This window comes from Streptomyces sp. 3-6, assembly GCF_056323165.1.
In genome coordinates this window covers 16852-42199 of the sequence record NZ_JBWHZP010000030.1, presented here as the reverse complement: position 1 = coordinate 42199, position 25348 = coordinate 16852, and the positions used below count along the sequence as shown (strand labels likewise).

Annotated in this window: 17 protein-coding genes; 7 read left to right on the top strand and 10 right to left on the bottom strand. The window is 69.1% G+C overall.

Going from position 1 to position 25348, the window contains the following annotated elements:
• Positions 1-294: transposase family protein (locus AC02VZ_RS25025; protein WP_476476454.1), on the top strand; the 294-nt coding region annotated here is incomplete at its 5' end.
• 197 nt (positions 295-491) lie between these two features.
• On the opposite strand, the gene AC02VZ_RS25020 is transcribed toward AC02VZ_RS25025, so the two are convergent.
• The 5 genes from AC02VZ_RS25020 to AC02VZ_RS25000 form a co-directional block, all read right to left on the bottom strand.
• Positions 492-1583 (bottom strand): DUF3800 domain-containing protein, encoded by a 1092-nt coding sequence (locus tag AC02VZ_RS25020; protein ID WP_476476453.1) that lies wholly within the window; start codon positions 1581-1583, stop codon positions 492-494.
• Between the two features lie 731 nt (positions 1584-2314).
• Positions 2315-2935, bottom strand: a complete 621-nt coding sequence (locus tag AC02VZ_RS25015) for a hypothetical protein (protein WP_351115453.1) — start codon at positions 2933-2935, stop codon at positions 2315-2317.
• Positions 2936-4810, bottom strand: coding sequence for a DnaB-like helicase C-terminal domain-containing protein (locus AC02VZ_RS25010; protein WP_476476452.1), 1875 nt, complete (start codon positions 4808-4810; stop codon positions 2936-2938).
• A 1449-nt stretch (positions 4811-6259) separates the two neighbouring features.
• Positions 6260-7204 (bottom strand): hypothetical protein, encoded by a 945-nt coding sequence (locus AC02VZ_RS25005; RefSeq protein ID WP_476476451.1) that lies wholly within the window; start codon positions 7202-7204, stop codon positions 6260-6262.
• Between the two features lies 1 nt (position 7205).
• On the bottom strand, positions 7206-7466 hold the full coding sequence (locus AC02VZ_RS25000) for a hypothetical protein (RefSeq protein WP_351115456.1): 261 nt from the start codon (positions 7464-7466) through the stop codon (positions 7206-7208).
• Between the two features lie 506 nt (positions 7467-7972).
• Here AC02VZ_RS25000 and AC02VZ_RS24995 point away from each other — a divergent pair.
• From AC02VZ_RS24995 to AC02VZ_RS24970, 6 genes are all read left to right on the top strand, one after another.
• On the top strand, positions 7973-8506 hold the full coding sequence (locus AC02VZ_RS24995; RefSeq protein WP_007387412.1) for a hypothetical protein: 534 nt from the start codon (positions 7973-7975) through the stop codon (positions 8504-8506).
• On the top strand, positions 8503-10569 hold the full coding sequence (locus AC02VZ_RS24990; protein ID WP_351115458.1) for a DEAD/DEAH box helicase family protein: 2067 nt from the start codon (positions 8503-8505) through the stop codon (positions 10567-10569). The genes AC02VZ_RS24995 and AC02VZ_RS24990 overlap by 4 nt, the downstream gene beginning before the upstream one ends.
• Positions 10559-13279 carry a TerD family protein gene (locus AC02VZ_RS24985; RefSeq protein ID WP_351115459.1) on the top strand — a complete coding sequence of 907 codons (2721 nt, stop codon included), beginning with the start codon at positions 10559-10561 and terminating at the stop codon, positions 13277-13279. The genes AC02VZ_RS24990 and AC02VZ_RS24985 overlap by 11 nt, the downstream gene beginning before the upstream one ends.
• Before the next feature lie 242 nt (positions 13280-13521).
• On the top strand, positions 13522-18786 hold the full coding sequence (locus tag AC02VZ_RS24980; RefSeq protein ID WP_476476450.1) for an AAA family ATPase: 5265 nt from the start codon (positions 13522-13524) through the stop codon (positions 18784-18786).
• The gene (locus tag AC02VZ_RS24975) at positions 18783-19121 is read left to right on the top strand and encodes a hypothetical protein (protein ID WP_476476449.1); all 339 of its coding nucleotides are present in this window, start codon (positions 18783-18785) and stop codon (positions 19119-19121) included. The genes AC02VZ_RS24980 and AC02VZ_RS24975 overlap by 4 nt, the downstream gene beginning before the upstream one ends.
• A 181-nt stretch (positions 19122-19302) precedes the next feature.
• The gene (locus tag AC02VZ_RS24970) at positions 19303-19962 is read left to right on the top strand and encodes a hypothetical protein (RefSeq protein ID WP_053644351.1); all 660 of its coding nucleotides are present in this window, start codon (positions 19303-19305) and stop codon (positions 19960-19962) included.
• Positions 19963-20025: 63 nt separating this feature from the next.
• On the opposite strand, the gene AC02VZ_RS24965 is transcribed toward AC02VZ_RS24970, so the two are convergent.
• Genes AC02VZ_RS24965 through AC02VZ_RS24945 form a run of 5 tightly spaced genes read right to left on the bottom strand, consistent with a single transcriptional unit; the run spans position 20026 to position 25225 of the window.
• The gene (locus AC02VZ_RS24965) at positions 20026-21390 is read right to left on the bottom strand and encodes an AAA domain-containing protein (protein ID WP_476476448.1); all 1365 of its coding nucleotides are present in this window, start codon (positions 21388-21390) and stop codon (positions 20026-20028) included.
• Positions 21387-22889 carry a hypothetical protein gene (locus tag AC02VZ_RS24960; RefSeq protein WP_351115464.1) on the bottom strand — a complete coding sequence of 501 codons (1503 nt, stop codon included), beginning with the start codon at positions 22887-22889 and terminating at the stop codon, positions 21387-21389. The genes AC02VZ_RS24965 and AC02VZ_RS24960 overlap by 4 nt, the downstream gene beginning before the upstream one ends.
• On the bottom strand, positions 22886-24022 hold the full coding sequence (locus AC02VZ_RS24955; RefSeq protein WP_344420741.1) for a hypothetical protein: 1137 nt from the start codon (positions 24020-24022) through the stop codon (positions 22886-22888). Before AC02VZ_RS24955 ends, AC02VZ_RS24960 begins: the two co-directional genes overlap by 4 nt.
• Before the next feature lie 56 nt (positions 24023-24078).
• The gene (locus AC02VZ_RS24950) at positions 24079-24918 is read right to left on the bottom strand and encodes a hypothetical protein (RefSeq protein WP_053644345.1); all 840 of its coding nucleotides are present in this window, start codon (positions 24916-24918) and stop codon (positions 24079-24081) included.
• A gap of 16 nt (positions 24919-24934) precedes the next feature.
• Positions 24935-25225 carry a hypothetical protein gene (locus AC02VZ_RS24945; RefSeq protein ID WP_476476447.1) on the bottom strand — a complete coding sequence of 97 codons (291 nt, stop codon included), beginning with the start codon at positions 25223-25225 and terminating at the stop codon, positions 24935-24937.
• Positions 25226-25348: the final 123 nt, after the last annotated feature.

Below are 25348 nucleotides of genomic sequence, written 5' to 3'. Positions count from 1 at the left end.
GAACATGGCATCGTCGACGCCCTCGCCGAGGCCGGCATCGCATGCTGGGCCGACAAGGGCTACCGGGGTGCCGGCGGTACGGTCCGCACCCCGTGCTGGGGGCGGTGGAAGACCCTGTCCACCGGTCAGCAGGCGGTGAACCGGTCCCACGCGAAGATCCGCGCACTCGTCGAGCAGGCCATGGCCACCCTCAAGTCCTGGCGTCTCCTTCGCAAGATCCGATGCTCGACCACCCGGATCACCAGCCTCATCCAAGCCGTCCTCACCCTGCATTTGGCCAGCTCAGGCCGATGATGGAAAAGCCTCAGTAGCCCTCCGCGATCTCCGTGCCGATACGGATGTTGAGGGAGTCCGCGCTGCTACAGCGGGCGCAGAAGACCTGTTTCGTGTCCATAGCGCTGGTTTACATCAGATCGGTCTCAACGTTCCCCCCGTCGATCCGCCCGAGCATGCTGGCGTGGAACGGCTCGGGGGCGCTTGTCAGGCGCTCTTCACATCCGGTCGCGGCTGAAGGGGTCAGGCCCTTCGGCGGGCACGAGCGATGTCTGCTCGATCAGCGGCAGGATGATCGGACGCAGCAACGCGCTGGCGTCGGTGGGGTTGCCGGGGCCGCCCTTGGCCACGCTTCCCGCCGCGCCAGCGAGCAGGTCGGCAAGCTGAATGGACGCGTGATCATGGGAACTCCCGCGCACTATGCGCTGGATGCGAAGGCGCCGGTGCATGACGGAAGGCGTAGCGCCGACCCCGGAGCGCAGGACGTTTCTGGTCACCTCCAGCCGGGCGTCCGTGAGTTCTCGGTGTTCGTCAGCAAGGACGCTGATCGCTCCCAAGCGCTCACTCCAGGCTCTTGTCAGGGTGGCGAGCGCGGTGTCCAGAAGCTCCAGGTGCGGCGGCTGTTGAGGCGCTACGTCGTCGTGAAGTGCCTCCGCGTGGGCACGCGTGTCCCGATGCCATCGCAGGGCCTCGGTGACGTTGCGCCGGGTCGATATGGTCCAGGCCGCCTCCACTTCTTCGTAAAAGGTCTGGATGACGGCCTGCCGGTCGCCGGGGTCTCTGCGGCGGGCGAAGGCAACGAAGGCCTGCTCCAGCTTGTTGAAGCGGTCGTTCTTCAGCGCACGCCGGCCGTCGCAGGCGAGGGCTCTGGCAAGCCTTCTGGCCTGCCTGTTTTCATGCAGGTCGATGCCGCGTAGGCAGGCCTCTTCTTCGACCAGGAGGTCGATGACCTTGCTCATGATTCCGTATCGCTTGTCGACCACGTAAACCGAACATCGTCCGTGCAGTGCGCCGTCCTTCTGCCACAGGCGGCTGAGCTTCTGCAGTCGGTCTCCACGCTGGAAGTGCTTGAACTTCAGATCGCGGACGGCCGGCTGGATGTTGGTCTCTGTGCGCAGGTCGCGCACGATGCCTTCGGCTTCCGCGTCGTCGACGGCGACTCCGGCCACCATCATGTAGAGGCCTTCGCTCAGAAGATCCTCGCCGTCGTAGCCCGACTCGTCACAGGCTATCCAGCGCCCGTCCGCTTCACTGTCGAGTGTCGGCGCGGTTTGGGTAAGCCGCTCGTACTCGGCTCCGGTCAGAGGCATGACCGCATTGTCTCAAGTGTCAACCACCTGTAGCTGGGGATTCTCCCGACATTGCGAGACTCGGACGCGAAGACGAAGCGCGCGATGCTCACCGCCGACAAGCTCTAGGCTCTGGCCGACCTCGGGTTGGAATGAGCGGCGCAGCCCGAACAAGATCTTCTCGAAGCGGCTCGGAGCCGTCTCGGAGAGTACGAGGGCGGTCGTCGATGACCGCCCGCCACTTTGGTCACCGGGGCCAGAGGTGCCGTGAAAGCTCTTCCTTGAGTCGGTTGGTGAGCTGCTCGCCTTGCTGCATGTCCTCCACGGGCAGGCGGACGACCTGGATCCCGCAGCGCTGCCACTGAAGGTCTCGGTTTCTGTCATCGGCGTACCGGCGGCGGTCTCGGTCGTGAGGTCCGTCCCCTTCGAAGACAGCTGCCTGTCCGTTCCCAAGCACGATGATGTCCGGTGTCCAGGTGTGGCCGGCCTGCAGCCGTACTCCAGGGAGGGGCGCTATGGCGATGGTGCGATCAGGCGGAGTCGTTGGCGGTCGACGTGAGAATGACATGGCCCTTCGTCACTCATACCAGCAACAAGTGAGCACCACCCGTCAGCGCCAACAAACAGGTCACCGCACCTGCATCACTGACGCCCAGACGACGACGTTCCACCGACACTCCCCCCGCAGACCATCAGCGTGCCGTGGTTGCCGAGCGCCGCTTTGGGCCGATCAGGTCCTGCGGGCAGTCGTGTCAGGCGCCAATGCCGATGTAGGAGACGTAGGTGTAGGCGCCCCAGTCGGAGTCGAGTTCGGCGATGATGTCGTCCCAGAGGTCTTCCATGGTGTCCAGGTCGCTGGCGACGAGGGCGTCGACGGCATCGTCCCAGATGTAGCGGACCTGCCGGTGCTGGATCCTCAGGTTGTCGCGGCGGCGTGGCTCGTCGACGGCGGTCTGGTTGACGGGGTGGATCTCGATGCGGGTGCCGCGGCCATTGCGGTTGAGGTGCTGCTTGAGGGCGCCGGGGTTGGCGAGCACGTTGTGGGCTCGCAGGTTCCAGTAGGCGGTGTCGATCGCTTCAAGGTTGGCCGGGCGCGGGCGCTGGGTGCCGCGGGTCCAGGCGCGGATCGTGGCGGGGGTGGCGTGGATGCCGGCGTCGGCCAAGGCTTGGGGGCCGCCTTTGGTGGTGGTGAGGTAACGCATGCGGGCTTTCAGGCCGCGGCGGGTGTCGACCGGGGATTTGATTCCGCCGTCGATGATCATGCGCTCGAGGGCGTCTTCGAGGGCGCGGGCGAGGGCGATTCTTCCGTGGACGTTTCCCGGGTCGCGGTCTGCCCCGTAGTTGCCGAAGTTCTTCCAACCGTCGGTCGACATCTATCGAGCGCTCTTCCTCGGCAGGGGGTACTGGTCTTTTTGTTTCATCTGGGTGGTGAGGCGTCCTTCGGTGAATACGGTGCGCCAGTCGCCGGCGACGTGGAGTTCGTCGGTGCCGCGGACGCGGACGACGGTCAGGCCGTTGCTGTGGGCTCGGTGGGATTTATACCAGAGGTTAGCGAATGCCTGGGAGCGGATGATGTGCATCCAGTCGGGTCGGCGGATGTCGCGGTTGACGCTTGATTCTCCGATGGTGGAGGTGAATTTCGAGTACATGGCTTTGATGTATTCGACGGTCATCGTGTCGTCGGCTTCGATGGCTTTTTTGCGGGCTTCGGTCAGGACGCGGCGGAATTTTTCCAGGAGGCCTTCGCTGGCGCCGGAGGTCCAGCGCTCGGTGATGTGGGGGGCCTCGCACAGGCCGAGGCGAGCGCAGCGAATGAGGAGGCGGATGGTGGCGTCGTCGAGGAGCACGGGGCCGTCTTCACGGCGGTTGCCGATCGGGTCGGGCAGGTGGGGGTGGTGCCAGGTGGGGCGGGTAGGGAGGCGGTAGATGCCGGAGCGTTTGGGGTCGAAGCCGCCGTGGGGGTCGTGGATCAGGGCGCCGATGGGCAGGTGGGTCTTGAAGGCGGACAGGAAGCTGGCGTTGGTGTCGAGGGCGTTGACGATGATCGGGGGGTGGGTGCCGTTTTGGAGGGCGTCCATGAGGTGGGTGTTGGTCCAGTTGTGGCGGCCCTCCCAGATTTCGTCGGCGCCGTCCTTGGTTTTCTTTCGGAGGAATTCGAGGGTTTCCGGGTAGACGGTGTGCTCGTAATTTCCGCCGACGCGGGTTGCCTCGAACAGAGCCATTGCGTTCGGTACGGCCTTTTTCACCAGGGCTTCGGTTGCGGCGGCGATGTCACCGTCGTGGTCGTGGAGGGCTTCGTCGACGGCGCGGGTGATCATGCCGGTGAAGTAGCTGTAGTCCCGGTTTGCGTAGCCGCCCTCTGGCGGAGGTGGGGCGGCGGGGCGGCGGGGCGATGGCCTGCGTGGGGCGGCGGTGTGGCCTGTCGGGACGGGCTCGGTGGGCGTGGGCTCCTGGGGCGGGCTGGTGGGGGCTGGAAGAGGCGCCTGCGGGGGCTGTGCCGGGGTGTGCAGGCTCGCGGTCGGTGGCGGCGCTGGGGTGGTGGGGCTGGCGTAGGGGGTGGCCGGGTCGGTGATGCGGGCGTGGGCGAGGTCGGCGTGGAGGGTGAGGGTGGCCTGCGGGCCGAGGTCGCGTTCGGCGACGGTGGCGTGGATCTGGTCGGCGTCGCGGGTCAGGGTGATGGTGATGTCGAGGCTGAGCGCGGCGATCAGGCGGGGGTCGTCGGTATCGACGGCGGCGAGGACGGGGAGCTCGTGGGTGCGGGCCAAGTGGGCGAGGGCCTGGGCGGCGTCGGTGATCTGAGTCAGGCCGGACAGCGGCAGCCGGGGGTCTTCGGTGGTCTGCAGGCGGTCGACCACGACGAGGGCTAGGCCGGGCACGTCCGGAACGCTCTCGGCGATCGCGTCGGTGGTCAGGTCGGTGCCGTCGTCGATGTACAGCGGGGCTTGGGCCAGGTGGTGGTGGAGGGCCGCGGTGTCGTCCTGCTCGGTGGGGGTGAGGCGGCCGGCTCGCAGGCGGCGGTAGTCGACGGGCAGGTGTGCAGCGACGATGCGTGCGGCGATGTCGGCGCGGGTGAGTCCGGAGGCGGCGTACAGGACGGGTTGGTGCTGGTCGAGGGCGCTGGTGCGTGCGGCGGCGGTGGCGATCAGGCTGGATCCGGCTCCTGGGGCGGCGGCGACGAGATAGAAGCGGCCGGGCTGGAGGCCGCCGAGGGCGTCGTCCAGGGTGCGGATGCCGGTCGGCAGGCCCATCAGGGGTGTGAGTGTGGCGGTTTCACCGGTGGGGGCGGTGGTGGGAAGGACGGTGTCGAGGGCTTGCGCGAGTGCGGCCAGGCGTCGCGGGGTGCGTGGCGCAGTGATAGTTGGTGGGCCGCTGGCCGGGATGACGGTCTCGTGACTGGTCCCGGGCGTCGCGGGAGTGGGGCCCGGCGGGCCCGGCTCGGGCGGGGCCGAGGGGGGTGCGGGGAGGGCGGCCGGTGGTGTGAGCGGGTGCTGGAGTGTCGGGGGGCTGGGTGCGGGGGTGGGAGCGGCCGGGGAGCCGGTGGGGGTGGCCGACGGGGCCGGTGTGGCTGGGGTGGTGCCGCGTGAGGCGGGGGTACTGGCAGGTGCAGGCGTGTCCTGGGCTGCTGGCGTCGGTTCCGGCTGTGGTTCCGAGGGCGTGGTGGGTGCAGCGGCCGCTTCGGCAGGAGGAGTGGTCGGTGCGGGCGCGAGGTCTTTCGCGGCCTCGACTTCGGCTTCGGCTGTTGTGGTCGGGAGGGGGGTCTGGACTGCTTGCGGGGGTGTTGTGGCGGAGTCCGGGGCTGCTGCTGCAGCCGGAGCCGCTGTGTCGGGTACTGGCTCGGCTTGAAGTGCGGGCGGGGTGGGGGTGCCGTCCGCGGCTGCGGCAAGCAGGACGGCGACGGGGGTCTTGTGGCGGCACAGCACCTGAGGGTGGCCCTCGGCGCCGTACTGGATCAGATCCCCCAGCTTTTTGCGGGCGTCCACGAAGCTGTGGGTGGGGGCTTGGGTGAGGTCCCAGCCCAGTTCGGTTGCGTGGGCGGGCGTGGTGAGCAGTGCATGGTGCGGGCCACGCGTCAGGGGTGTGGGGTGCCCTTGGATGGCGGCGTTGATCAGCTGCTTGAGTGTGCTGCGGGCCTCGTGCAGCGTCGCGGGGCCGGTGCGCGTCAGGGCGTGTGGTGTTTCCGCGTCAGGGGCGGCGGAGGTTGTTCCCCGCTCGTACAACGGGCCCTCAGCTGACTCGGGTTGACTGTCATCGCCGTGTCGGCGGCTGGCGTCTTCGGAGGCTGTCTTGGCCGCTGAGGATGGTGTGGGAGGCGTGGGAAAACTCAATGGCCAGTTGCCCGCCCAGCGCGGAGCCTGGTCGGACGGCTCCTGTGAGGCTGCAGGCGGAGCGGTGTGGGCGGGGTTGCCCGGCACGGCAGCGCCGGAAGACGCCTCACCGGCGGTGCGGGATGAACGTGAGGAGGACACCCGGGACTCCAAGAGCAAGTGGCAAGCGGATCGCAAGGGGAAGGTCGGGCAGTCGGCTCGGCAGCGGCCGCCTCTGCGAAACGACCGCGCCGCTAAAAATGTAACGTTGCCCCCCAGTCTAGCCGACGTTACATAATATTCGCCCCGGAATTATGTAACGCTTGGGTTGGTGTCGTGGGTGATCAGGCCGGTCCTGCCCGGGAGGATGGCAGGCAGGTGGTTCGGGAGGTGTCAGGCGTGATCGGCACCGTGCCCCGTGGGGGTGGCGGGCTCTACCAATGCCTTCAGCTGGGCACGGAAGGCGGCCTGCTCACCGGCCCATGCTTGCCTCTGGGCCTCGTCCTCCGGCTCGTCGTGGTCCTCATACAGCCAGATGTCCGAGGACTGCTGCTGGAACGTCCTCTCGCGCATCCGTTCCTCGTAGTCCTCGTACGTCTCGTCCGGATGGATCTGCCCGGTACGGCGCTTGATCTCCTCGTCGCGCTCACGGCGTTCGAAGTACTCCTGCACGGCCGGGTCGGCGTCGGCGCACGCGTACCCTCTGCCTCGCCGGGGCGGCTCGGGCGGTCGCCGGCGGTCCTCGATGCGGTCGAGGACCGCGTGCCACTGTGCGGCGTCCGCCACGCTCACGTCGAAGGCTTTCAGGAGCGCGGCCAACTGCTCGCGGCCGGGCAGGACCTTCCCGATGAGGATCAGGTGGGCTGTCGAACGCGGTACACGGTGCCCGTCGGCCTTGGTTGCCTTCTCGATGGCGCGGTAAGAGGGCCGGCCGGCCCTCAGGCGCAGCCGCGTCAGTTCCTGGCCCAGGGAGGCGGGGGTGCGGACCTGCCGGGTCCGTCGGCCGCGACCAGCCAGGTGTGGGCGGGCCTTCTCGATTGCAGCTGCCTTCCACAGGCTCAGGGCTGTCGCTTCTCGCCTCTGCGTGGAGTGGCTGCCGGGATCGCCGGCAGCGCGGGCGTAGGCGAGGACGGTCTCGAGCGGGGGCAGGTGGGTGCCGCGGGCGGCCTGGCTGAGGGTGGAGGCTCCGCGGTACCCGGGCGCGCCCGGTGGGCCGGTGCGCTCGGACAGGGTGGCGTAGGTGGTACGGGTGTCGTCCTTGAGCTGGCGCAGGTAGACGGCCAGGGCCCGCAGCCGGGGGCTGGTGCCGGCGGCGACAGGTTTGGTGGGGCGGCCCATGTCACCGGGTGCGGCGGGAGGGCTTGGCGACGTAGCTGGAGCGGCGGCCGGTGATCAGGTCGGCCACTGCGGCGGCCACCACGACCAGCGCGGCCGGGACGGGCCGGTTGCCGGCGGCCAGTCCGGCCGATGCCAGGACGACCACGACGATGACCACGACCTCGGGGATGCCCAGCCGACTCGGCTGGGTGCGGGCAGGGAGGTGGCTGGCGCAGAACGCCGGCGGCTCGGGGCTGGCGGCGGGCAGGGGAAGGGCGGACATGAGCAGCTCCAGGAAGGTAGGGGTGAGGTCCCCAACCCGGGTGATTCGGGAAGGGATTGGTGCGAGGCGTATCCCGCCGTCGATGCCTCAAGGTTCCCTCGCCGACGCTCTCAAGGCCAGCCTGATCGGCGCCCGTTCAGGCTGACGTGTTCACCGTCGTGAAACGCAGGTACGTCGTTCGTCCCTGGTCAGGCCACCTGGAAAATCGGATTGACCCGAAATCGTCCAGGGCTTGCACCGTCCCTGGTACAGCTGGCCGAGAGGTGTGTGAAGCGAAATTCCCGACTCCGGACACGAGGTCGAGTGGGCGAAAAGGGCGTCTGGTTCCCGTTCTTCGGCCGGCGAGAGTGTGGCTGCGACAATGAAGTACCGCAGGGGGCGGGTGGGGCGACTTCGCTGTAGGTGAGGGTGCAGGCCTCTTTTTTGTGTGAAGGGGGAACGTGGGGGCGTGGTTTGAGCGCATGGCGGCTGTCCCTGGCCTTGCCTTTGCCGGGAGCCCGGGTGTCATGCGGGAGGCGCTGCCGGGCGCAGGGGTTCGTCCGGACGAGTCGTACGGCTCGCCGATGTGGCCGACCGCCGAGGGGAGTACGTCTGCGACACCGGCCAGCCGGCATGTGCCGTTCGACGCGCGCGGCGCTGAGCTGATCGCCCGTGTCTGGGAGGCGCTGGAGCTTCCGGGCTCGGCCAGGGACTACCACTTTGTTCTGCAGAGCGCGGTCGATCGACTGTGGAGTACCCGTCGTGCGGAGCCTGGGGCCCTCGCCGCGCTTGAGGTGTTCGCCCTGCTGGACCTGGAGTTGATGGAAGCAACCCCGCACGCCGTGTCCTTCGACACCACTGATGCTCCGGCGGCGTTTGTGCGGGTGTCGTCGGTGCCACGGTTGATCGGCCTGCTGGAGCGCGAGGGCGCCTTCGCGGAAGCACTTGAGCTGGCGCGGCGGTTGGCCCGTTTCGGGCAGGGCGAGGATGTGGCGGCCCGGCTGTCGGAGAAAGCCCAGGCGCTGGTTGCCGAGGCTGCGGCACAGGGCGGATCGTCATGAGTGCGGGCCTGGAGCGACTGATCCCGGCTGCCTCCTACTTGGAGGAGGCGTTCTTGCGGTGGGTGCTCACGCCGGCCGTGGACGCGTCGATCGTTGCGCGGATCCGCAGTCAGCACCCGGTCACCGTCAACGAGCGCGCTTACCGGCTGGACTACCTGATCGCGGGTGAGGCGCTGCAGTTGGCCGTCGAGCTCGACGGGTTCGCCTTCCACAGTGACCGGGCCGCGTTCACCTACGACCGGCTGCGACAGAACGATCTGGCCGCGACCGGCCTGACCATTCTGCGGTTCTCCTACGATGCGGTGCGTACGGACACGGCGCGCTGTGTGGCCCAGTTGCAGGCGATGCTGAGGCAGGATCCGCTCCTGGCGCCGCTGGTGACTGCCGTGCCTCGCATCGGGATCCCGGACATGGCTGGCGATCCGATGCGGGCCGCCGATCCGCCTGGCGGTGCCGAACTGCCTTCAGGCGGGGCGTACTTCGCCGGTGAGCGGGCCAGGGTGGACCGGGCGCCGCTGCGGGAGTGCCAGGACGAGGCGTTGGCCTCGTTGGCGAACTACTACGCCTCCGGCGGCCGGCATGCGGCTGCGGTGATGGCGGTGGGGTCGGGCAAGACGGCCCTGGGGGTGGCGGCCGCGTTGTCGTTCAGCCGACGGCGGGCGCTGGTGGTGACCCCGGGCTCGGTCATCCGCGGCACCTTCGCCAAGGCCCTCGATCCGGGGATACCGGGCAACGTCCTGTATGGGCTGGCGGGCGGGCCGCTGCTGCCCGGTGCCCGTCCGCCGGCCACGCTCGTCCTGGACGCGGACGACGGGCAGATCAGCCAGGTCAGCCGTAAGCGGCTCCTGGCTGCGGACATCCTGGTCACCAACTTCCATGCGCTGGGCACGGGCGACAGTGACGGGGACCTGCTGGCCAAGCTGGAGGCGGAGGACATCGACTTCATCGTCGTCGACGAGGCGCACATCGCGGCCAGCGCCTCCTACCAGCGGCTGTTCGCCCACTTCCAGGGTGCGCGCACACTGCTGATGTCGGCGTGCTTCCAGCGTTTGGACGGCAAGCCGATCGACGCCGATGTCGTCTACCGCTACCGGCTGGTCGACTCCGTCGCGGACGGGTCGGCGAAGAACCTGCGGGTGCACCGGTTCGCTCCCGAGGTGGCGTCGACGGTGTATGAGGCGGTGTGGCCGGACGGGCGGCGCGAGCAGATCGTGGGCCGTGATGCTTTGCTGGCCACGCTGGGCGACGAGCGGAAGATGGCACGCATCACCGCACAGTCCGAGGCGCCGATCCGCCAGGTGATGGCCGTGACGCGGGCGTGTCTGGATGCACAGGCCAAGCTGCTGGCGCCCGTGAAGCCGAGGGTGCTGTTCGCGGCGATGGGCCAGGCGCATGCTGAACAGATCGCGCGGATCGCCGAGGAGTACGGGATCCCCAGTGCCACGCTGCACCACAGCATGCCCGCCTCCGCGATCGCCTCCACCCGGCGGCGCTTCGAGTCCGACGCCGGGGATCTGCAGGGCATCGTGCAGCTGCGGATGCTCGGCCAGGGCTACGACTTCCCGCCCATCACCGTGGTCGTACCGCTGCGCCCCTATGGCAGCTTCGGCGAGTTCTACCAGTTCGTCGGCCGCGGTGTCCGCGTCCTGCGCCAGACCGCGGTGGCTGCCGACCAGCAGTACCTGGACGTGGTCTGCCATGCCGAACTCGGCCTGGAGGAGCATCTGGAGGCCATGTGCGCGGACAACGACATGGATCCCGCTGTGCTCCTGGATGTCCCGCTGATCGACGCCACCACCATGGAAGGGGATCTCCCCGGCCCCGGCGGCGCCGCGGAGGGGGCCGGCGGGGGTCTGGGCGGTGTGGACGCGTTCGTGCTGTACGAGCGCGGACGCGTCGAGCAGCGCGTGGTGCACGAGCTGGACCGTGTGGAGGCCCGAAGAACGGAGCGGGAGATGCAGCTGATGGCCCAGCGCTACGCCGTCTATGCGCAGAAGACCGCTGCGCCGGTGCCGTTTGAGCAGTTCGTCGAAACCATGCGGAGGCTGACCGGTGGCCAGTGACCCGACACGCTGGTGGCAGCCGGCCGTGGAATGCAGTCCCGAGCAGGCGCTCACCCTGGAGCGGGCGGCCGGGCAGCAGCAACGGTTCGCCGACATCGACGCCCTGGCGGCCAGGCTGCTGGCCGCAGGGTTCGCCGGACGGCCGGTGGCCACCGTCGTCCCCGGCCGAGGACGCCACACGCCGGACACCGCCAAGGTGACGGCCCTCACCCGGGAAGAGGAAGTCTTCTGCGTCAACGCCTTCGGGGTCCAGGAGCAGCAGCGGCTCGGGGCGTGGTACCTGCCCCAGAAACTCTCGGTCAAGGCAGGGGCAGTCAATCTGCCGTATCTGCTGCGGGAACGCCCTGGCCACGCTCTGACGCTGGCCGCCGATGAGACCGCCCGCCTCACCGCTGTGGAGGACTGGGACACGGTGCTGCTGTGGGCGCTGCTGGTGCCGCTGTTCGAGACACTGCTTCAGCCCATCCGGCTGCGGGCGGCAGGAGAGATCTTCCCTCGCACAGAACAGCAGCGGTTCTGGACACTCATCGAGGAGCGTTACCGGCTGCTGGGCATCGACGAGAGCGCGCTGGAAGCCTTCCGCTTCGGCGGCGGCTGGCACCAGCTGGACCGTGTGGGACAGCAGCAGGCCCGCCTTCGTTTGCTGGACACCCTTGCCGCCGCCGACCTCGTGCAGCTTGCGGCACGTCACCGGATCCAGCGGTTGCAAGGGCTGATGGCTGGTTTCGCCAAGAAGGCCAGGACGGGCACAGCCCTGGCGCGCCGGGTGCTCACCAAAGAGCTGCAGCCGGTCGTCTCCGCGTACTTCGGGGGCGACTGGCTGGCTGTGCTGGATTACCTTCAGGCTCCCCCGCACCCGGATGAGGAGATCATCACCGCTCTGCCCGAGCCTCGTCTGTACGTCGGCATGGCCACGCAGACGGCCGGCATGGCTGCCGAGGCGGGCATCGCGGAGGACGAGGTCCATGCGATGCTCGCGGCCTTCCTCGGCGGCGGCAGTTCTCTGTCTCCGGTGGAGGAGCGGGCTGCGGCCCTGCGCGGCTGGTGGGCGGGCTTCGACCAGGCGCATGCCGGCCAGTCACGGGGAATGCCGTCGTTGTGGGGGCTGGTCGATCAGGATCTAATGAGTCTGAACCGGACCGAGCAGGGGTACACCCCTCAGTTGTACCGGCAGCGTCTGCCCGCCGATGTCCTGGAACGGGTGGGGCGGCTGTGGGAGACGGTGACGCTTGCGCGGTATCCCGGCAGCATCGTCAGCAACCCGCGCCCGCACCAGACCATGGCCGAAGCCCTGGGTCCCGCGGCCGAGTTCTGGCACGGCGTGGGCCTGACCGCCTGGTTCGTGTGCGAAGGTCCCTACTCCCGCACCACCTTGGACCGTGTCGACCGCTACTACAGCAGGCCGCTGGCCGCCCTGCGCGCGGCCGGATGCCCGGTCGACAGCGCCTTCTTCCGCGAACTGCAAGCCGCCGAACAACTCCTGGGGCCGGAGGAGGAGATCACGGACAGCGAGGACAGTACGGTCGAGACCCCGTACGGGCAGGTGACGTTCACCTCCAGCATGAGTCACGGCGCCCGCCGGGACGGCTTCGAGCGGGTACGGGATCTCATCACACGGCACCGGCGGGCCTGGGCCGAGCAGTATCTCGGTGCCTACGTGGAGGGCCGCTGGCGCTCCCAGTTGGAGGAGGTCGCCCACCAGCATCACCGCTTCGTCGCCGCCAAGGGGCGTCCCCCCACCCTGCCCCAGTTCGCGCGGTTCGCGACCACGGCAGCCAACCACTGGACGGGCGGCGACCTGGGGGCGCTGTACACGGCCATCGGCGAGCCGACGCCATCCCAACAGGAGCGGCCTACCCGCCTACTGACTGAGGACGGCTACGACTTCGCCCGCCGGGTGTACCAGGAGCTGGGCGGCAAGCCCGTCGACCACGACACCTGGGTGAACAACCCGGAAGAAACCCAACGTCAGTGGCAGCTCAGCCGCCTGGCCACCGAGAGCCTGCGCCACCTCCAGCTGCAGGAAGCACTCGGGCAGCCGCCGACCGCCAAGGAGTTCGGCGCCCAGCGCCTGACCTGGCCCTGGCCAGGCGAGGAAACCGAAGGCTGGCCCATCCTCGAGCGCGTCCTTGCCACGCTGACCCGTGCCAGCCTGGCCCCGGCCACTACCCGCTCCCCCACCAGCCCGCTACCCGGCGAGGAGAGCGGCACCCTGCAACTGCGGACGAGGGGAGCCAACGCAGCCATCCGCACCGAGCCGACGACGGTCCGCATCACCTGCACCGGCGCACCCGTTGACGTGTCCGCTGTACTCCTCACCCGCAACGGCAAGGTACGCAGCGACCACGACCTCGTCTTCTACAACCACCCCAGTCACGACGGGGTCAGCGTCGGCGGGGACACCGTCACCGCCGACCTGGGCCTCATCCCTGACGACATCGCAACCATCGCCGTCATCGTCAGCATCGACCTCGAGGCCCAACCCGCCGCAGTCTTCGACCATCACACCCAGTGGCAAGCAGACATCACCCAGCCCTCCCGCACCCAACTGGCCTTCACACCTGACCCCTTCTCCTCGGGTGAGACCGTCACCATCGCGGTGGAGCTCTATCGCCACACGACCGGATGGAAGGCCCGTGCCGTCGGGCAGGGCTACGACACCGGGCTGGCGGGCCTGGCCACCGACTACGGCATCGACGTCGAAGCCTGACGCCCCCTGTCTGGTACGCGAAGCCGTCGACGACCAGGCAAGTGCGGCCGCCGCCGCCGTCGATCTCGCGTGCGAGAGCCGCTGCTGGTGCCCAACCTTCCAGGTGTTCCTGCGCCAGCTGGATCTTGCGCACACGATCTCTCCTTGGGTTTCCGTTCCGTCCCGGTACGTCAGGGAGGTTAGAGTGACCGCGACGCGCACCATGGGGGGTGCCAAGTGAGCAAGGCACGCTGGAGGTGAGCATGGGGCTGCGCCCGACACACCTTGGCTACGCTTACCAGGACCTGCTCACCGCGCTGCGACTGGTGGACCTGGCGGTGGGACGTGCGAATTCCCTGCTGGTCGACACAAAGATGTTCACCGGCGACCGATTCGATGACATCACGTGCGAGTGGAGCACCGGCAGCCGCGAGCGGCTGCAGATTAAGCACACGGATTATGACCGCGCGTTGTCGCTGGAGAGTTTTACAAAGGACAAGCGAGGCCTACGCCTGGATCTGCTCTTCTCCTCCATGGACCACGACTTCACCTCGGATCCGGGTTCCTCGCACCGCCTCGTGGTGCGCGACATGCAGCCGGAGGATCCCGAGCTGACCCGGGTGCTGCGCCCGGCCCACGCCAGCACCGATCCCGGGCCTGCACTGCACGGCCTGAGCAGCAAACGGTTCCGTTTCGACGCCGCTGCGCTGCGTGCACACGCTCCGTGGAAGGAGATGCTCGCCCAGGTCAGTGATGACCTGCTCAACCGCGCTTGCGCATCCCTGGTCGTCGACACGGATCTTCCGGCGTGTTCGCTCAACATCCGCGAGCCCGGGCCAGCCGAGGCGGCCTTGCTGCACCGCATCACCGAAGAACTCGGTGCCGGACGGCCGCCGAACCGGCATCGCACACCCGAGGAGGTGGCGCTGGCCCTGATCGAGGCGGCCAAAGCGGCGCGCAGCCGGGCGGGGACCGTGATGGTCGAGGACCTGCTTCCTCGTCTGAGTCTGGAAGTCGACTTCGGAGCGGTCCGTGAGGGGCACCCCGTGGACCGTGCCACCGAGGTGAGACGTCCTACGGTGCTCACGGGCGTGGTCGCGGCCGTGAAGGACGCTGCGCAGCAGGGGGGTGTCGTGGTGGTCACCGGCGCTCCCGGCATCGGCAAGTCGTGGTTGTGTGAGCAGCTCGGGGATGCGCTGCGGGAGACATGGCTGGCGGTGAGGCATCACTGCTGGCTCGGTGCCGCGGACATCGACCGTGAGCAGCGTGTGCTGACCGAGGTCGTGATCGGCAGCCTGCTGAAGCAGCTGGGGACGGCCGTTCCAGAGGCGCTGGCGCAGGTCAGGCCACGCTACGCGGCCACGCCGGAGACCCTCACGGCCGCGGTCACTGCCGCGCGCGGCCTGGCACCGGACCGGCCGATCGCGCTGATCGTGGACGGTATCGACCATGTCAGCCGGGTTCTTGGATCCACCACCGGCAGCGCCTTTCGTCCGCGGGTGGACCCGGCGGCCTCTCTGGTCACGGACCTCTCCGCCCTGGAACTGCCGCCCGGTGTCGTGCTCGTCCTGGCCAGTCAGCCCGGCCCTCACCTCGAGGCCGTCGACGCCGGTGCCTCCCGTCTCACCGTTGCCCCGCTCAACCGCGCCGAACTGCATGCTCTGGCGGACCGCCTGGGCGTGCTGACGGCCCTGGCGTCCTCCCCTGCCGGTGAGGGGCTCGATCCCGCTGCGCGGGCGAGGACCGCGGTCGCACCGATCGAGGAGCGCTCTCGAGGCAACGCCCTGTACGCCACGTATTTGTGCCGGCAGGCCATTGGTCCTGCCCCGGGCCTGGGAGCGGCGCCGGCGCCGGATGGTGCCGGCGATCCTCTGGAAAGGTTGCGGACGGTGCCGTCGTCGGCGCACGACCTCGACGACTACTACGCCTATCTGCTGGCCGGTCTGACCCCCGGACAGCGCTCTGCTGTCAGCATGCTCGCAGTCTGCGACTTCGCTGTGAGTGCATCGGAGCTCGAGGAAATTTTCCCGCTGCCCGGAATGCAACTCGGTGCCGCGCTGAACAGCGTGGCACCAATCGTCGCGCAACAGCCGGGCATCGGCGGACTGAAGATCCATCATGAGAGCTTCAGCCGCTTCATCCGCCGGGTCGATGGCGACGACACGTGGGTCGATCAGGTCCGGTCCCAGGCCGCCGACTGGTTGTCCCAACGGGGCTTCTTCACCGATCCCCGCGCGTTCCGGCACCTGCCCGAACTGCTGGCCGCACTGGGGCGCGATGACGAACTCGCTCTGCTAATCGAACCCGATTTCCTCACCCGCGCGATTGCCGGGCTGCAGCCGCCTCAGGCCATCGTCCACACTCTGACCGTTGCCGCGCGGCGTGCGGCGGTCCGCAACGACTGGCCCACACTGGTGCGCTGCGTCGAACTGAGCCGGGCGCGGGCGACGTATGAGGACGAAGGCCTGCCAGGTTCCCTGGTGCCGTATGCGGATGTGCTGGTGGCGCTGGTGGGAGCCGACCGCGTGGCGGCAAGCCTGATGTACGAGGGTGTGACCACGTTGGCGGCGCGGTGGGGCCTGCAGCTGTGTGCGGCGGTCGACCGGGCCGGCTGTGCCGCCCCGTGGGAGGCGTACCTCACGGCCTGGGACAAGGCACGCAAGGATGAGCGTGTCCACTACGGATCCGAGAGCGATGAGTCGGTGTTCCTGGCGGAGTTGCGCGGACGGATCCGGTTGCCAGCCCGGGCTGCTGACGATGTCGAGCTCGGGCAGGCCCCGCGTACGCTCGCGCAGCGGGTCGCCCGGTTCCTCGACCAGGAGGCTCTGACCTCGCCTGAGGATGCGCTGGGTGTGCTGTTGGACTGTCTGGGTCCAGACCCGTTGCTCGAGAGCGCGGAGCTCATCGAGCAGCCCGACCGGCGCGCGGCCCTTTTGCTGCACCTTGCGGACGCCCATGGCACGGCGGGCGGCGCGCTGCCGTCTGCCCGCACGCTGGCCACCGCGGCCTGGGCCAGCGGGCCGTGCGACCCGCGGCGCCTGCTCCGCCATGGTGTGGCAGTGTCGGACCTTGCCGAGGAGCTCTTTTCCGGGGACATCGCCGCGGTTCTCGCGAAAGCAACACAGGATGTACTGACCGATCGTGCCAGTGGCCTGTCCGGCCCGGTGAACAGGTGGCTGACACTGCTGGCCGTGGCCCATGCAGCCGATCCGCAGGCGCCCGCCCGACTGCTCCCCCTCCTGGACGGCGATGGCTTCTACCGTGCCTGGCTGCGCTTCACCCTTGCCACCGTCGGCCTGCACCGCGACGTCGAGGCGGGCATCCTCACAGCCGAAACCGCGTCTGCCACCGTGCGTGTCGCGCTCGAACAACTTGCCCAGCATGCACACGCGTTCACGGGCAGCCCCCGGGCTTGCGATCTTGCGGACATCCACCGGCAGGTGCGGCAGGTGTTGCACGACGCCGTCGCCCTGCTGCGCGGCGATGATGTCGCTGTGGGCATCGCCTTCCTGCAAGCCGTCAGCGAGGGCACCACCACCTCTCTCATGGGCATGGCCGGAACCGGCCCGCTGATCACCACGGAGCTGGTGTCCCTGCTCGCCGGGAGCGTCGGTCAGGCAGGGGCCGACGTCGTGCACGAGCTCATGCGCACGTTGCGCGGAGCGCAAGCCGAGCGCCGTGCTCTGTATGCGGAGGACGCCGACTTCGAGCTTGAGATGGCCCGTGTGAGTCTCGCCTGCGACGACCCGCACGAGGCGCAGCGGTGCTGGGAGCGTGCCGCCCGCTACATGGGGGCCTATGGCGGTCACAAGGACATCACCATCGAGGAGCTGCTGGATCCGCTGCCTCAGCTCATGCAGGCCGATCCCGTCCAGGCGCAGGTGCGTCTGGCGCGTACGCAGCCTCTTGTCCATCTCGTCGCGGACTGCACCGACGGGCGGGGCACGGCGGGAACGCCGCAGGAGTGGTGGCGTTCCCTTGCGCGCCTGGATCCGCGGGGTGCCGCGCAGTTGGGCGCCCAGGTGCTGCTGGCCGAGTCCGGGCTGCCCGATGGCCGGGTAAGCGCGGCCCACCGGCAGCTGCTGGCCACGCAGGCTGACACGGCCGACCCCGTCGTCCTGGCCGCGCTCCGCATCGCCGCTGGACCCGATGGCCGCAGTATCCGGCAGGACGTTGCTCTGCTCACCAGGCTTGCTGACCTGCCCGGCGACGACGCGGCCCGCGCATCGCGTCTCCTGCCGGTGCTGGCCAATGCAATCACCTCCACCTACGACGACCAGACACTGATCGCCGCATCGCAGGCTGCCGGGGACGAGCCCACTTCTGCGCTGCGCACAGCAGCACAGCGTTGTGGCGGTGAGGGCGGCTTGCCCTGGGCGCCCCGCCCCGTGCCCAACAACACCTCACGTGACTGGTTCGGCCCCGAGAAGCACCCCACCACAGCCGCGTATCTGCACGCCCAGCAGCGCCCGACGCTGCCCGTAGGTGCTGCTGGCGCGCTTGCTGCGGTCCGTGACCGCACCAGCAAGGCATACGATGCCCCCTCGGGCCCACGGTGGTCGAGGGATGCCCTGGCCAATGCGGTCGGGTGGCGGCTCTTGGAGGTCATCGACGGTCAGGGAGCAGACGCAGCCGCCCAGTTCCTGCACCGGATCGCCGACGAGATGAACGCCTCCAACCCTCTTGAGCTGCTGGCCGACCTCGCCTCGGGGCTTCGCTTGCGCCAGGACAGCGATCCTGGTGTTTTCGGCCCTCTCGCCGCCACGGCGGGCATGCTCGCCTACACCAAGATGCGAGGCGGCGGCGGATGGCGTTCCTTCGGCGGCAATGACCGGCTGGATCTGTGGCAGCAGGCGCACTACGCGGACCCGGCCACCGCAGCCCGCAACCTCGCAGACCAGGTGGCCCAGGCCGTCGCCGAGGCGTCCTACAGCCGCACTATCGGTGTCAGCCTGGCCCTGGTCTCGGCGTTCGCTGTTCAGCCCCCGCTCGCTTCACCCCCGGCTGTCAGCGCTTTCGCCTGCTGGGATGCGGCGTATGGCGTCATCGCCCACCGTCTGCCGGGCCGTGCCCGTCTCGGCCAGGGTGCCTACCACCCGGTGCCGGAGCAGGCGACCCTGCACGACATCGACACCGCACTGTGCGAACTTGCGTTGGCCACGATTGCCCTGCCCGAACGCGGCGACAAGCGCCGCGCCCTGATCGCAGCGACGGTTCTGCTGGCCAGCCGTTCCGGCCAGGCGCAGGCAGCCCTGGCACGCGTCCTCTCCTTCGACCTCGGAGCTGGCCCCCTGACCTGGCTCCTGACCGTCCTACAAGGACACCTGCCCGACGGACCTCTGGATGCCGCCCTTCTCGAACAGCTCGTCACGCTGTGCGGCAGTGACGTGCTGTCCGTCCGTGCCGATGCGTCCGCCATCCTGGCCCGCGCTGGCCACCAGGCGCCCGCCCCTGCGGCAAGGGCAGCTCATCCGACACTCGCACGCGCCATCGCCGCCGCCCTCTCCCCCAGCGAGGACAGCGCATGAACAACCCTCGGGAGTTCGCAACCCACCTCGTCGACCACTACCTGGGCGACCGCCTAAACGCCGCCGGCAGTCCGGCCGGGCTCCGCGAGACCGTCATCGATCTCGTGATCGATGCTCTTCCGGACGTCGAGACGCTCATGCGCATGCAGCTGGACCTTCTGACCAATGGACGCCGCAGCCAGCTTCCCGACGCCTATCTCGCCGACCAGGCCGCCGCCGAAGACGCCCTGCAACGCGCTGCCGCCGGCCTGCGTGCCGCGCTTGCCCAAGCGGGACATCTCGGCAACGCCCAGAATTTCGAATTCGGCACGCAGGGCCGCGCGACTGCGCGATGACCCCCGCGCGGCCCTGCGTGCCGAATTCGCCCGCATTCCCCGCCCTCTGACTCGTCCCGAGGCCCTGGCGTGGTCGCTTGATCCAGCACCGTGGTTCAGTGAGAGCCATCAAGCGGACAAGCCCTGGCCGCCTTCCGGCTTCGCTTCGGTCGCGGGCCTGCGGTCCCTGCCGGGAAACGCCATGGCCTTTGCTCGCGTGGATGAAGGTCCGCACGAGGGCTGGGTGCAGATCGGCTTGTTCGAGCGGCAGCGCACTCCTGCACGCCGATACCCGGATCAGCCCGCCCGCCAACTGCAGATCGCCGTCGGCCTGGAGGCCCTCGACGACGACCCGCCGCCCGGCACACTACCCGCCTGCCAGGCCCCCTGGCAGCTGTGGACCAGCCCGTGGCGGCGCCTGGGACTCGGCCTTACAACCGAGTTAGCAGCCGAGCACATCAGTGCCGCAGACCAGGCCTTGACGGCCCTCACTGACGCTGGAACCGCTGGCCTGATCGATACGCCTCGCCCTCGCACCCTGAGCGGCCTCGGCCTGCCCGTCTACGTACTCGCACCCGCAGCCAGCGTCGTGGCCGCACTCGGCCTTGAACCCACAGAGGGAATCTGCGGGTTCAGCCTCAGCGACGCCACCGGTGAGGCAATGATCTGCCGCCAGTGGCACGGCCGCCTCGTCCACGACGGAAACTACGAACCACTCCTGCCCGCGGTCGCGGGAGCTGATCTACTCATCCGGCCCGACCTGTTCGCCCGGCTGCACGACACGATCGGCGCCGCGCGCTGCCGAGCCGGCGTCAACGTCCACCACGAATCAGCCGACGACACCCTCGACGACGAGGACTGAGGGCGCCCCAGCGACGACGCTCCCATCAACCCGCCTTCATGTGGCAGGCGTGCGGCGACCTATTCATCCGCGCCAGCGACGGGGCTGTGCCTGAGCGTAGATGGTGTGCTGGGTCAGGTGGGCGAGGACTGCGTGATTAGCCTCCCAGCCGTCGGCGACCTTGGAGGCGGCTCCGGGGCGTGCGGGATCGTTGGAGGGGTGGGCGTCGAGGAGTTCGGCGATGCCGGCGCGGGCCACGACGATGCAGGCGTGGCGGTGGCGTGAGGTGAGGACGCACAGGCGGCCGGCTTCCAGGTGGAAGGTGGAGGCGTCGCCGCGGCCGGAGAGGGGGTGCAGGACGATGGTGACGCGGAATTCGCAGCCTTGGAGCCGGTTGGCGGTGTCGACGGTGACGCCGTGCAGTTGGGGGTAGTGGCGGGCCAGGAGCGCGCGGATGTCGTGAGCCTGGCTGCGGTGGGCGGTGCCGATGGCGATGTCACCGGGCTGCAGGGCGTGCCCCTGGGGGGTTTCCTCGCAGGTGGTGATGGCGCGTCGGGTCAGCAGCCGGTCGGCGATGCCGAGGGTGGTCTGGAAGGCTTCGATGTCGCGCTGGCCGGTGATGCGGGCCGGTAGTTCGAACAGTGCCCATCCGGTTCGGGCGGCGTGCTCGATGACCTCGTCGGTGGGGGTGCGGATGTCGAGAGGGGAGAACGTGAGGGTTCGGTCGGCTTCACTGCTTCCGGCGTGGAAGGTCGTGGAGGGGTAGAAGGCGTTGCTGATCGGGGGGACGGCTGAGGGCGGCAGGCGCCAGGACACGGGCAGTGAGTGGACGGGCAGGTCGCGGTTGTTGGCGAGCAGGACGGCGACCGCGCTGTTCATGGGGTCGTGGGACAGGCCTTGGAAGCGGTCGGTTGCGACCTCGGAAAAGGGGTCGAGTTGGCCGGGGTCTCCGACGAAGAGGGCCCGTTCGAAGATGCCGGCGGTCCACAAAAGCGTGTCGGAGCGCATCTGGTAGGCCTCGTCGATGATCGCCCATGGCCATCGGCGGTCGGTGACCGTGGCCCATTTCATGGCGGTTCCCACGATGACGTCGGCCGTCTTTTCGAGGACTTCGATGCGGGTGCCGATGCGGATGCCGGGATGTGCCTGCAGGTCGTGCGGGACTGTGTAATCCGTTGCGGTGAGCCGGGCGGTTCTCAGGTGCGGGTGGTGCCGGGCGAATCGCCGCACGAGGTGGTCGACCTGGCTGTTGGTCTGGGCGATGACGGGGCAGGGGGTGCTGGATTGCGCGAGGGTGTCGGCGGCTCGGGCGACCAGGGTGGATTTGCCAGCGCCGGGCGGGGAGTCCACGACGAGTCCGCGGTGGGTGAGCGTGGGCAGTTGCTCCAGGACGGCGCGGGCGGCCTGGTCCATCTGCTGCTGCGGCGACTGCCGGTCAGGCGGTGTCACTGTTCTTCCTCGCCCTCGCCCTCGTTGCTGTGGTCCGGCTGGTCGGCGGGAGGCCCGCCGTGGGTCCAGGGTGTCTGCTCTCGTGCGGGGAATTCAGGCATCCGGTAGGGGGCGGGTGCGATGGTGAATACGAGGAAGGCGCCGGCGTCGGGCAGGACGGCGTGGTTGGGGCGGTCCATGGTGCCCATGCCGGCGGTGATCTCAAGTTCGACGAGAGTGTCGCCGTCGGCCGGGGTGACCTCGCAGATCTTGTAGCGGGCGCTGCGGTAGGTGTGGCAGGCCAGGAGCTGACCGGGTTCCATCGGCACGGGGTCCGGGGTGGACACGGTGAGCCGGGGCCGCCATTGGGTACGTCCACTGGGGCCGCGCAGGGTGTGTTCCGCGTCGATGGTGGTGACGGTGCCGCCGAAGGCTTTGCCGGTGGTGCGCAGTTCTGCCCGTACGAAGGGGTCTTCGGCGGTGCGTTCGGCGGCGAAGGCGACGGCTGCGTGTTCCATGCGGGCCAGGCGGACGGCGGCGGCAACGGCATTGTCGCGGGACGGACGGGGGCGTCCGTCCTGGGTCAGGTAGGTGCATTCGTCGGTGAATACGGTGCGTTCGTGGTCCCAGCGGCGTGCAGTGCTCTTGGCTTCTGGGAGGGCCTGCAGGAGCGTGTAGGCCTGCCACATCAAATCCCAGGTGGGCTGCAGGTAGGTGGCCAGCAGACGGTCGAGTTCTTGCAGGGTGCGGGGCTGCTCCTGGTCCAAGGCCCGGCGGCGGGCGCGGGCATAGGCGTCGAACAGGGGCGCCAGGTGGTCGTTGTCGAAGGGGGCGTCGGTGGCTGGTCCCGCCGGACGGTGGGTGGCCGGGTCTTCTGCCTCCAGTGCGGCGTCGCGTCCCGAGGCTGCGTGGCGGGGCGGGTCGATCCAGGCCAGCAGGGTGGCCAGGTCCTCGTCCTCGAGGGGGCTTTGGCCGCTGATCCAGTGCATGCCGAGGAAACTGGTCATGGGGATGAGGGCGGCTGAGCCGGGGAGGTCGGCGCGGTCGGTGAGATAGGTGAGCCAGTGTCCCAGGCACTGGACGGCCCGGGAGCCGGGAGCCTGGTCGTCGACGCTGCGGAACCTCAGGTCGTCTCCGAGGTCTTTCAGGTGCTGCACGGTCTGGGGGTTGGGGACGAGGATCTGGGGGGCGTCGGTGTAGCGCCAGCGTGCCGGCTTGTTGTTGGTGGCGGGCAGGTGTTCGCGGTGCCGCTGGCAGGCGTTGATGTAGGCGGTGACCGTGTCTGCCAGGGCGGCGAGCATGGGGCCGGTGCTGCCCGAGGGCGGCGCGACCAGGAGCTGGGGGCGGTGCGGGTCGGTGCCCAGCATGACGGCCAGCGGTCGTGCGGCGGGGCCGGTTTGCTTCAGCGCCAGCAGCATCAGCGGCTGGTCGCTGAGGTGGAGGTGGCGCAGTTGGCTGGCGCGTTGGGCGTTGCCGGTGTGGGCGGCGCGCATCCGAAGGAGGGAGGTGAGCTGGATCATGCGGTGTCCGTGTGGAGGTCTGCGTGGATGCGCTGTGCGTGGCGCAGGGCCTGGGTGATGTCTTGCTGGTCCCGTGAGGGGTGCATGCGTCCGTCAGCGAGGTCCAGGGCTTTGGCGATGGTGTCGATTCCCGCGAGGTCGTCGCGGACTGCGGTGCCCAGGGCAGCGGTCCTGCCCTGGTTGAGGGCCTCGGTGCGGCAGTGAAAGGACAGGTCGCAGTGGTGGCGGCAGCCAGGGGTGTAGTGCGGCCGCACGGTGACGAGTGCGGCAACGAGTTCACCGCGGGGCCGGGTCGGTCTCTGGTCGGGGCCGGGCGCCAGGTCGAAGGTGGTGCCCGGGGGAAGGTTGTCCAGCAGTTCGGGCAGGCGCCTCAGCCTGCCGAGGTGGCGGCTCAGGTTCTTGATCTGCTTGTGCGCGCTGAAGGGCGTGGCGGTGGGGTGGCGGGTGAAGTTGCGCGGGTTGACCAGGATCACGGTGTCGGAGACACGGTCTGGCGGGAGGCCGTCGCCGGCGAGGAGTTCCCGCAGAGCCAGGACGTAGGCGGCGGCCTGGGTCAGTGCTGCGGTGGCCTTGACAGGGTCAGGCTGTCCGTGGATGACGGGGAAGGATTTGATCTCAACGACGTGGAAGACCCCGTCGAGCTGGAAGGCGATGACGTCGGGCTCGAGGTAGACCTGGTGGCCGGCGACGGTCAGACGCAGTACGGGGTGGTCGAGCAGGGTGCGGGGGTCCGACCTGCGGTGTGCTGCGCTGAGGATGAGGGAGCGGGTGCGGGCGTGGCGTAGTTGCGGGGAAGACTTGTCGTCATCGCTGCCGACGCTGTTGACGTCCTCGTAGGACACCTCGGGCAGGGTCAGGCCCAGGGCTTTGCGGAGCAGCGGCACCAGGGGGGCTCCGGCCTGGGCGGTGACCTTGCGCTCGAAGGCGATGCCGTAGTCGAGGGCGAGCTGGGATTTTCTCAGCGGCCGCGGGAGGTCCAGATGGGCGGCGAGGGCGTCTTTGTCGATGCCGGCCGCGTCCAGCAGGGAGCGGCGGTCGCAGCTCGGGTTGGCGGTCAGCGCCGCCAGAGTGCGTGCGTTGTGCGGGATGGGCGGGGCGGTTCCGCGCAATGCGCCCAGTCGTGCGTCGAGCAAGCTCACTGCTTTCCTTGGCGGGACAGGGCACAGCTGTGCTGGTTGCAGGGGTGGGTTTACGAAGTACGGCGCAGGCGGGCGGTGTTGCGCAGGATATTGCCGAAGATCTGCTCCGCGTCGCCGAGTTGCTGGCGTGCCCGCTGGGCCGCTTCGGCGCGGGTGTCGGCGTCGTCGTCGGCGTGGATCGCCAGTTCCGCTGCGGCGGCCCGGCGCAGCGCGTCCAGGTCGAGCGGGCCCCGGGGGGTGTCGCCGTGGATGTTGCGGCTGTAGTGCAGCAGGAGCTGTTGGACGGGCTGCGGCATCCCGGCCTCGCCGGCGAGGTGTTCGGCGGCGTCCGCGAGCCGCAGGGCCGACGTGAGGAAGTGGACGCGCTGGGTGAGCGGTCCCACCAGGCGCTGCTCCAGTGGCCAGGTGCTCAGGGCGAGCAGCGCGCGGGCCGGTGAGAGAAGGTCGGAGGTCAGCGCGGGGCAGATGTAGTAGGCGCGGCCGTAGGGGGCGGAGCGGAAGGAGCGTTCCTCGTCGCGGCGCAGGGTGGTCATGCGTGCCGTGTTCAGCGGGCTGGAGAAGAACGCCTGGTGGACCTGGCTGAGCAGTTTGGGCGAGGCGGGGACGGTGAGGAGGGCCAGCGCCTGGTGGACCTGGTCGCGTACGGGCACGCCCTGGTTCGGCTCGACGACTGCCAGCGCGGGCTCGGGCCGGATCTCTGGCTGGACCTCCGGCTGGGCCACCTCCGGGACATCGCTGAGCCCGCACAGCACGTTCCAGGCGTGCCGGGTGCGTGTCAGCTCCTCACCCAGGACGTTCACTTGGGCGTTGTCCTGTTGTGTGAGCGCCTGCCGGAGCGCCTCTTGCAGCTGTTGCATGCGCTTCTCGAGTGCGACCAGATGCTCGTCCATACCCGCATGCTAGCAGTCACTCGGGGCTTCCAGTTTTACTCCAGGTATTTGCGAAGAGCGGCATGTGAGGGGCCCGGTCGCGCAGGGGTGCGTCCCGGTGGGGTTCGGTGACCGTCGGCGCGGACTCCGGCCGGACCGCGTCCGGGGCGGCACTGAGCCCGCACAGAACATCCCAAGCATGTTGAGTGCGTGTCACTTCCGCACCCAGAAGGCGCACTTGGCAAGTATCGTGTTGCGTGAGCGCCTGCCGGACCGCCTCCTGCAGTTGCTGCATGCGCTCCTCGAGAGCGATCAGATGCTCGTCCATGCCGGGATGCTAGCAGTCACTCGGGACGCCCAGTTTTGCTCCAGTTATTTTGGTGTACAGTCCCGGGCTCATAAGGCACCACCGGTGCCCTCCTACGCCTCGCTTCCAGAAGGGCGCATGAAG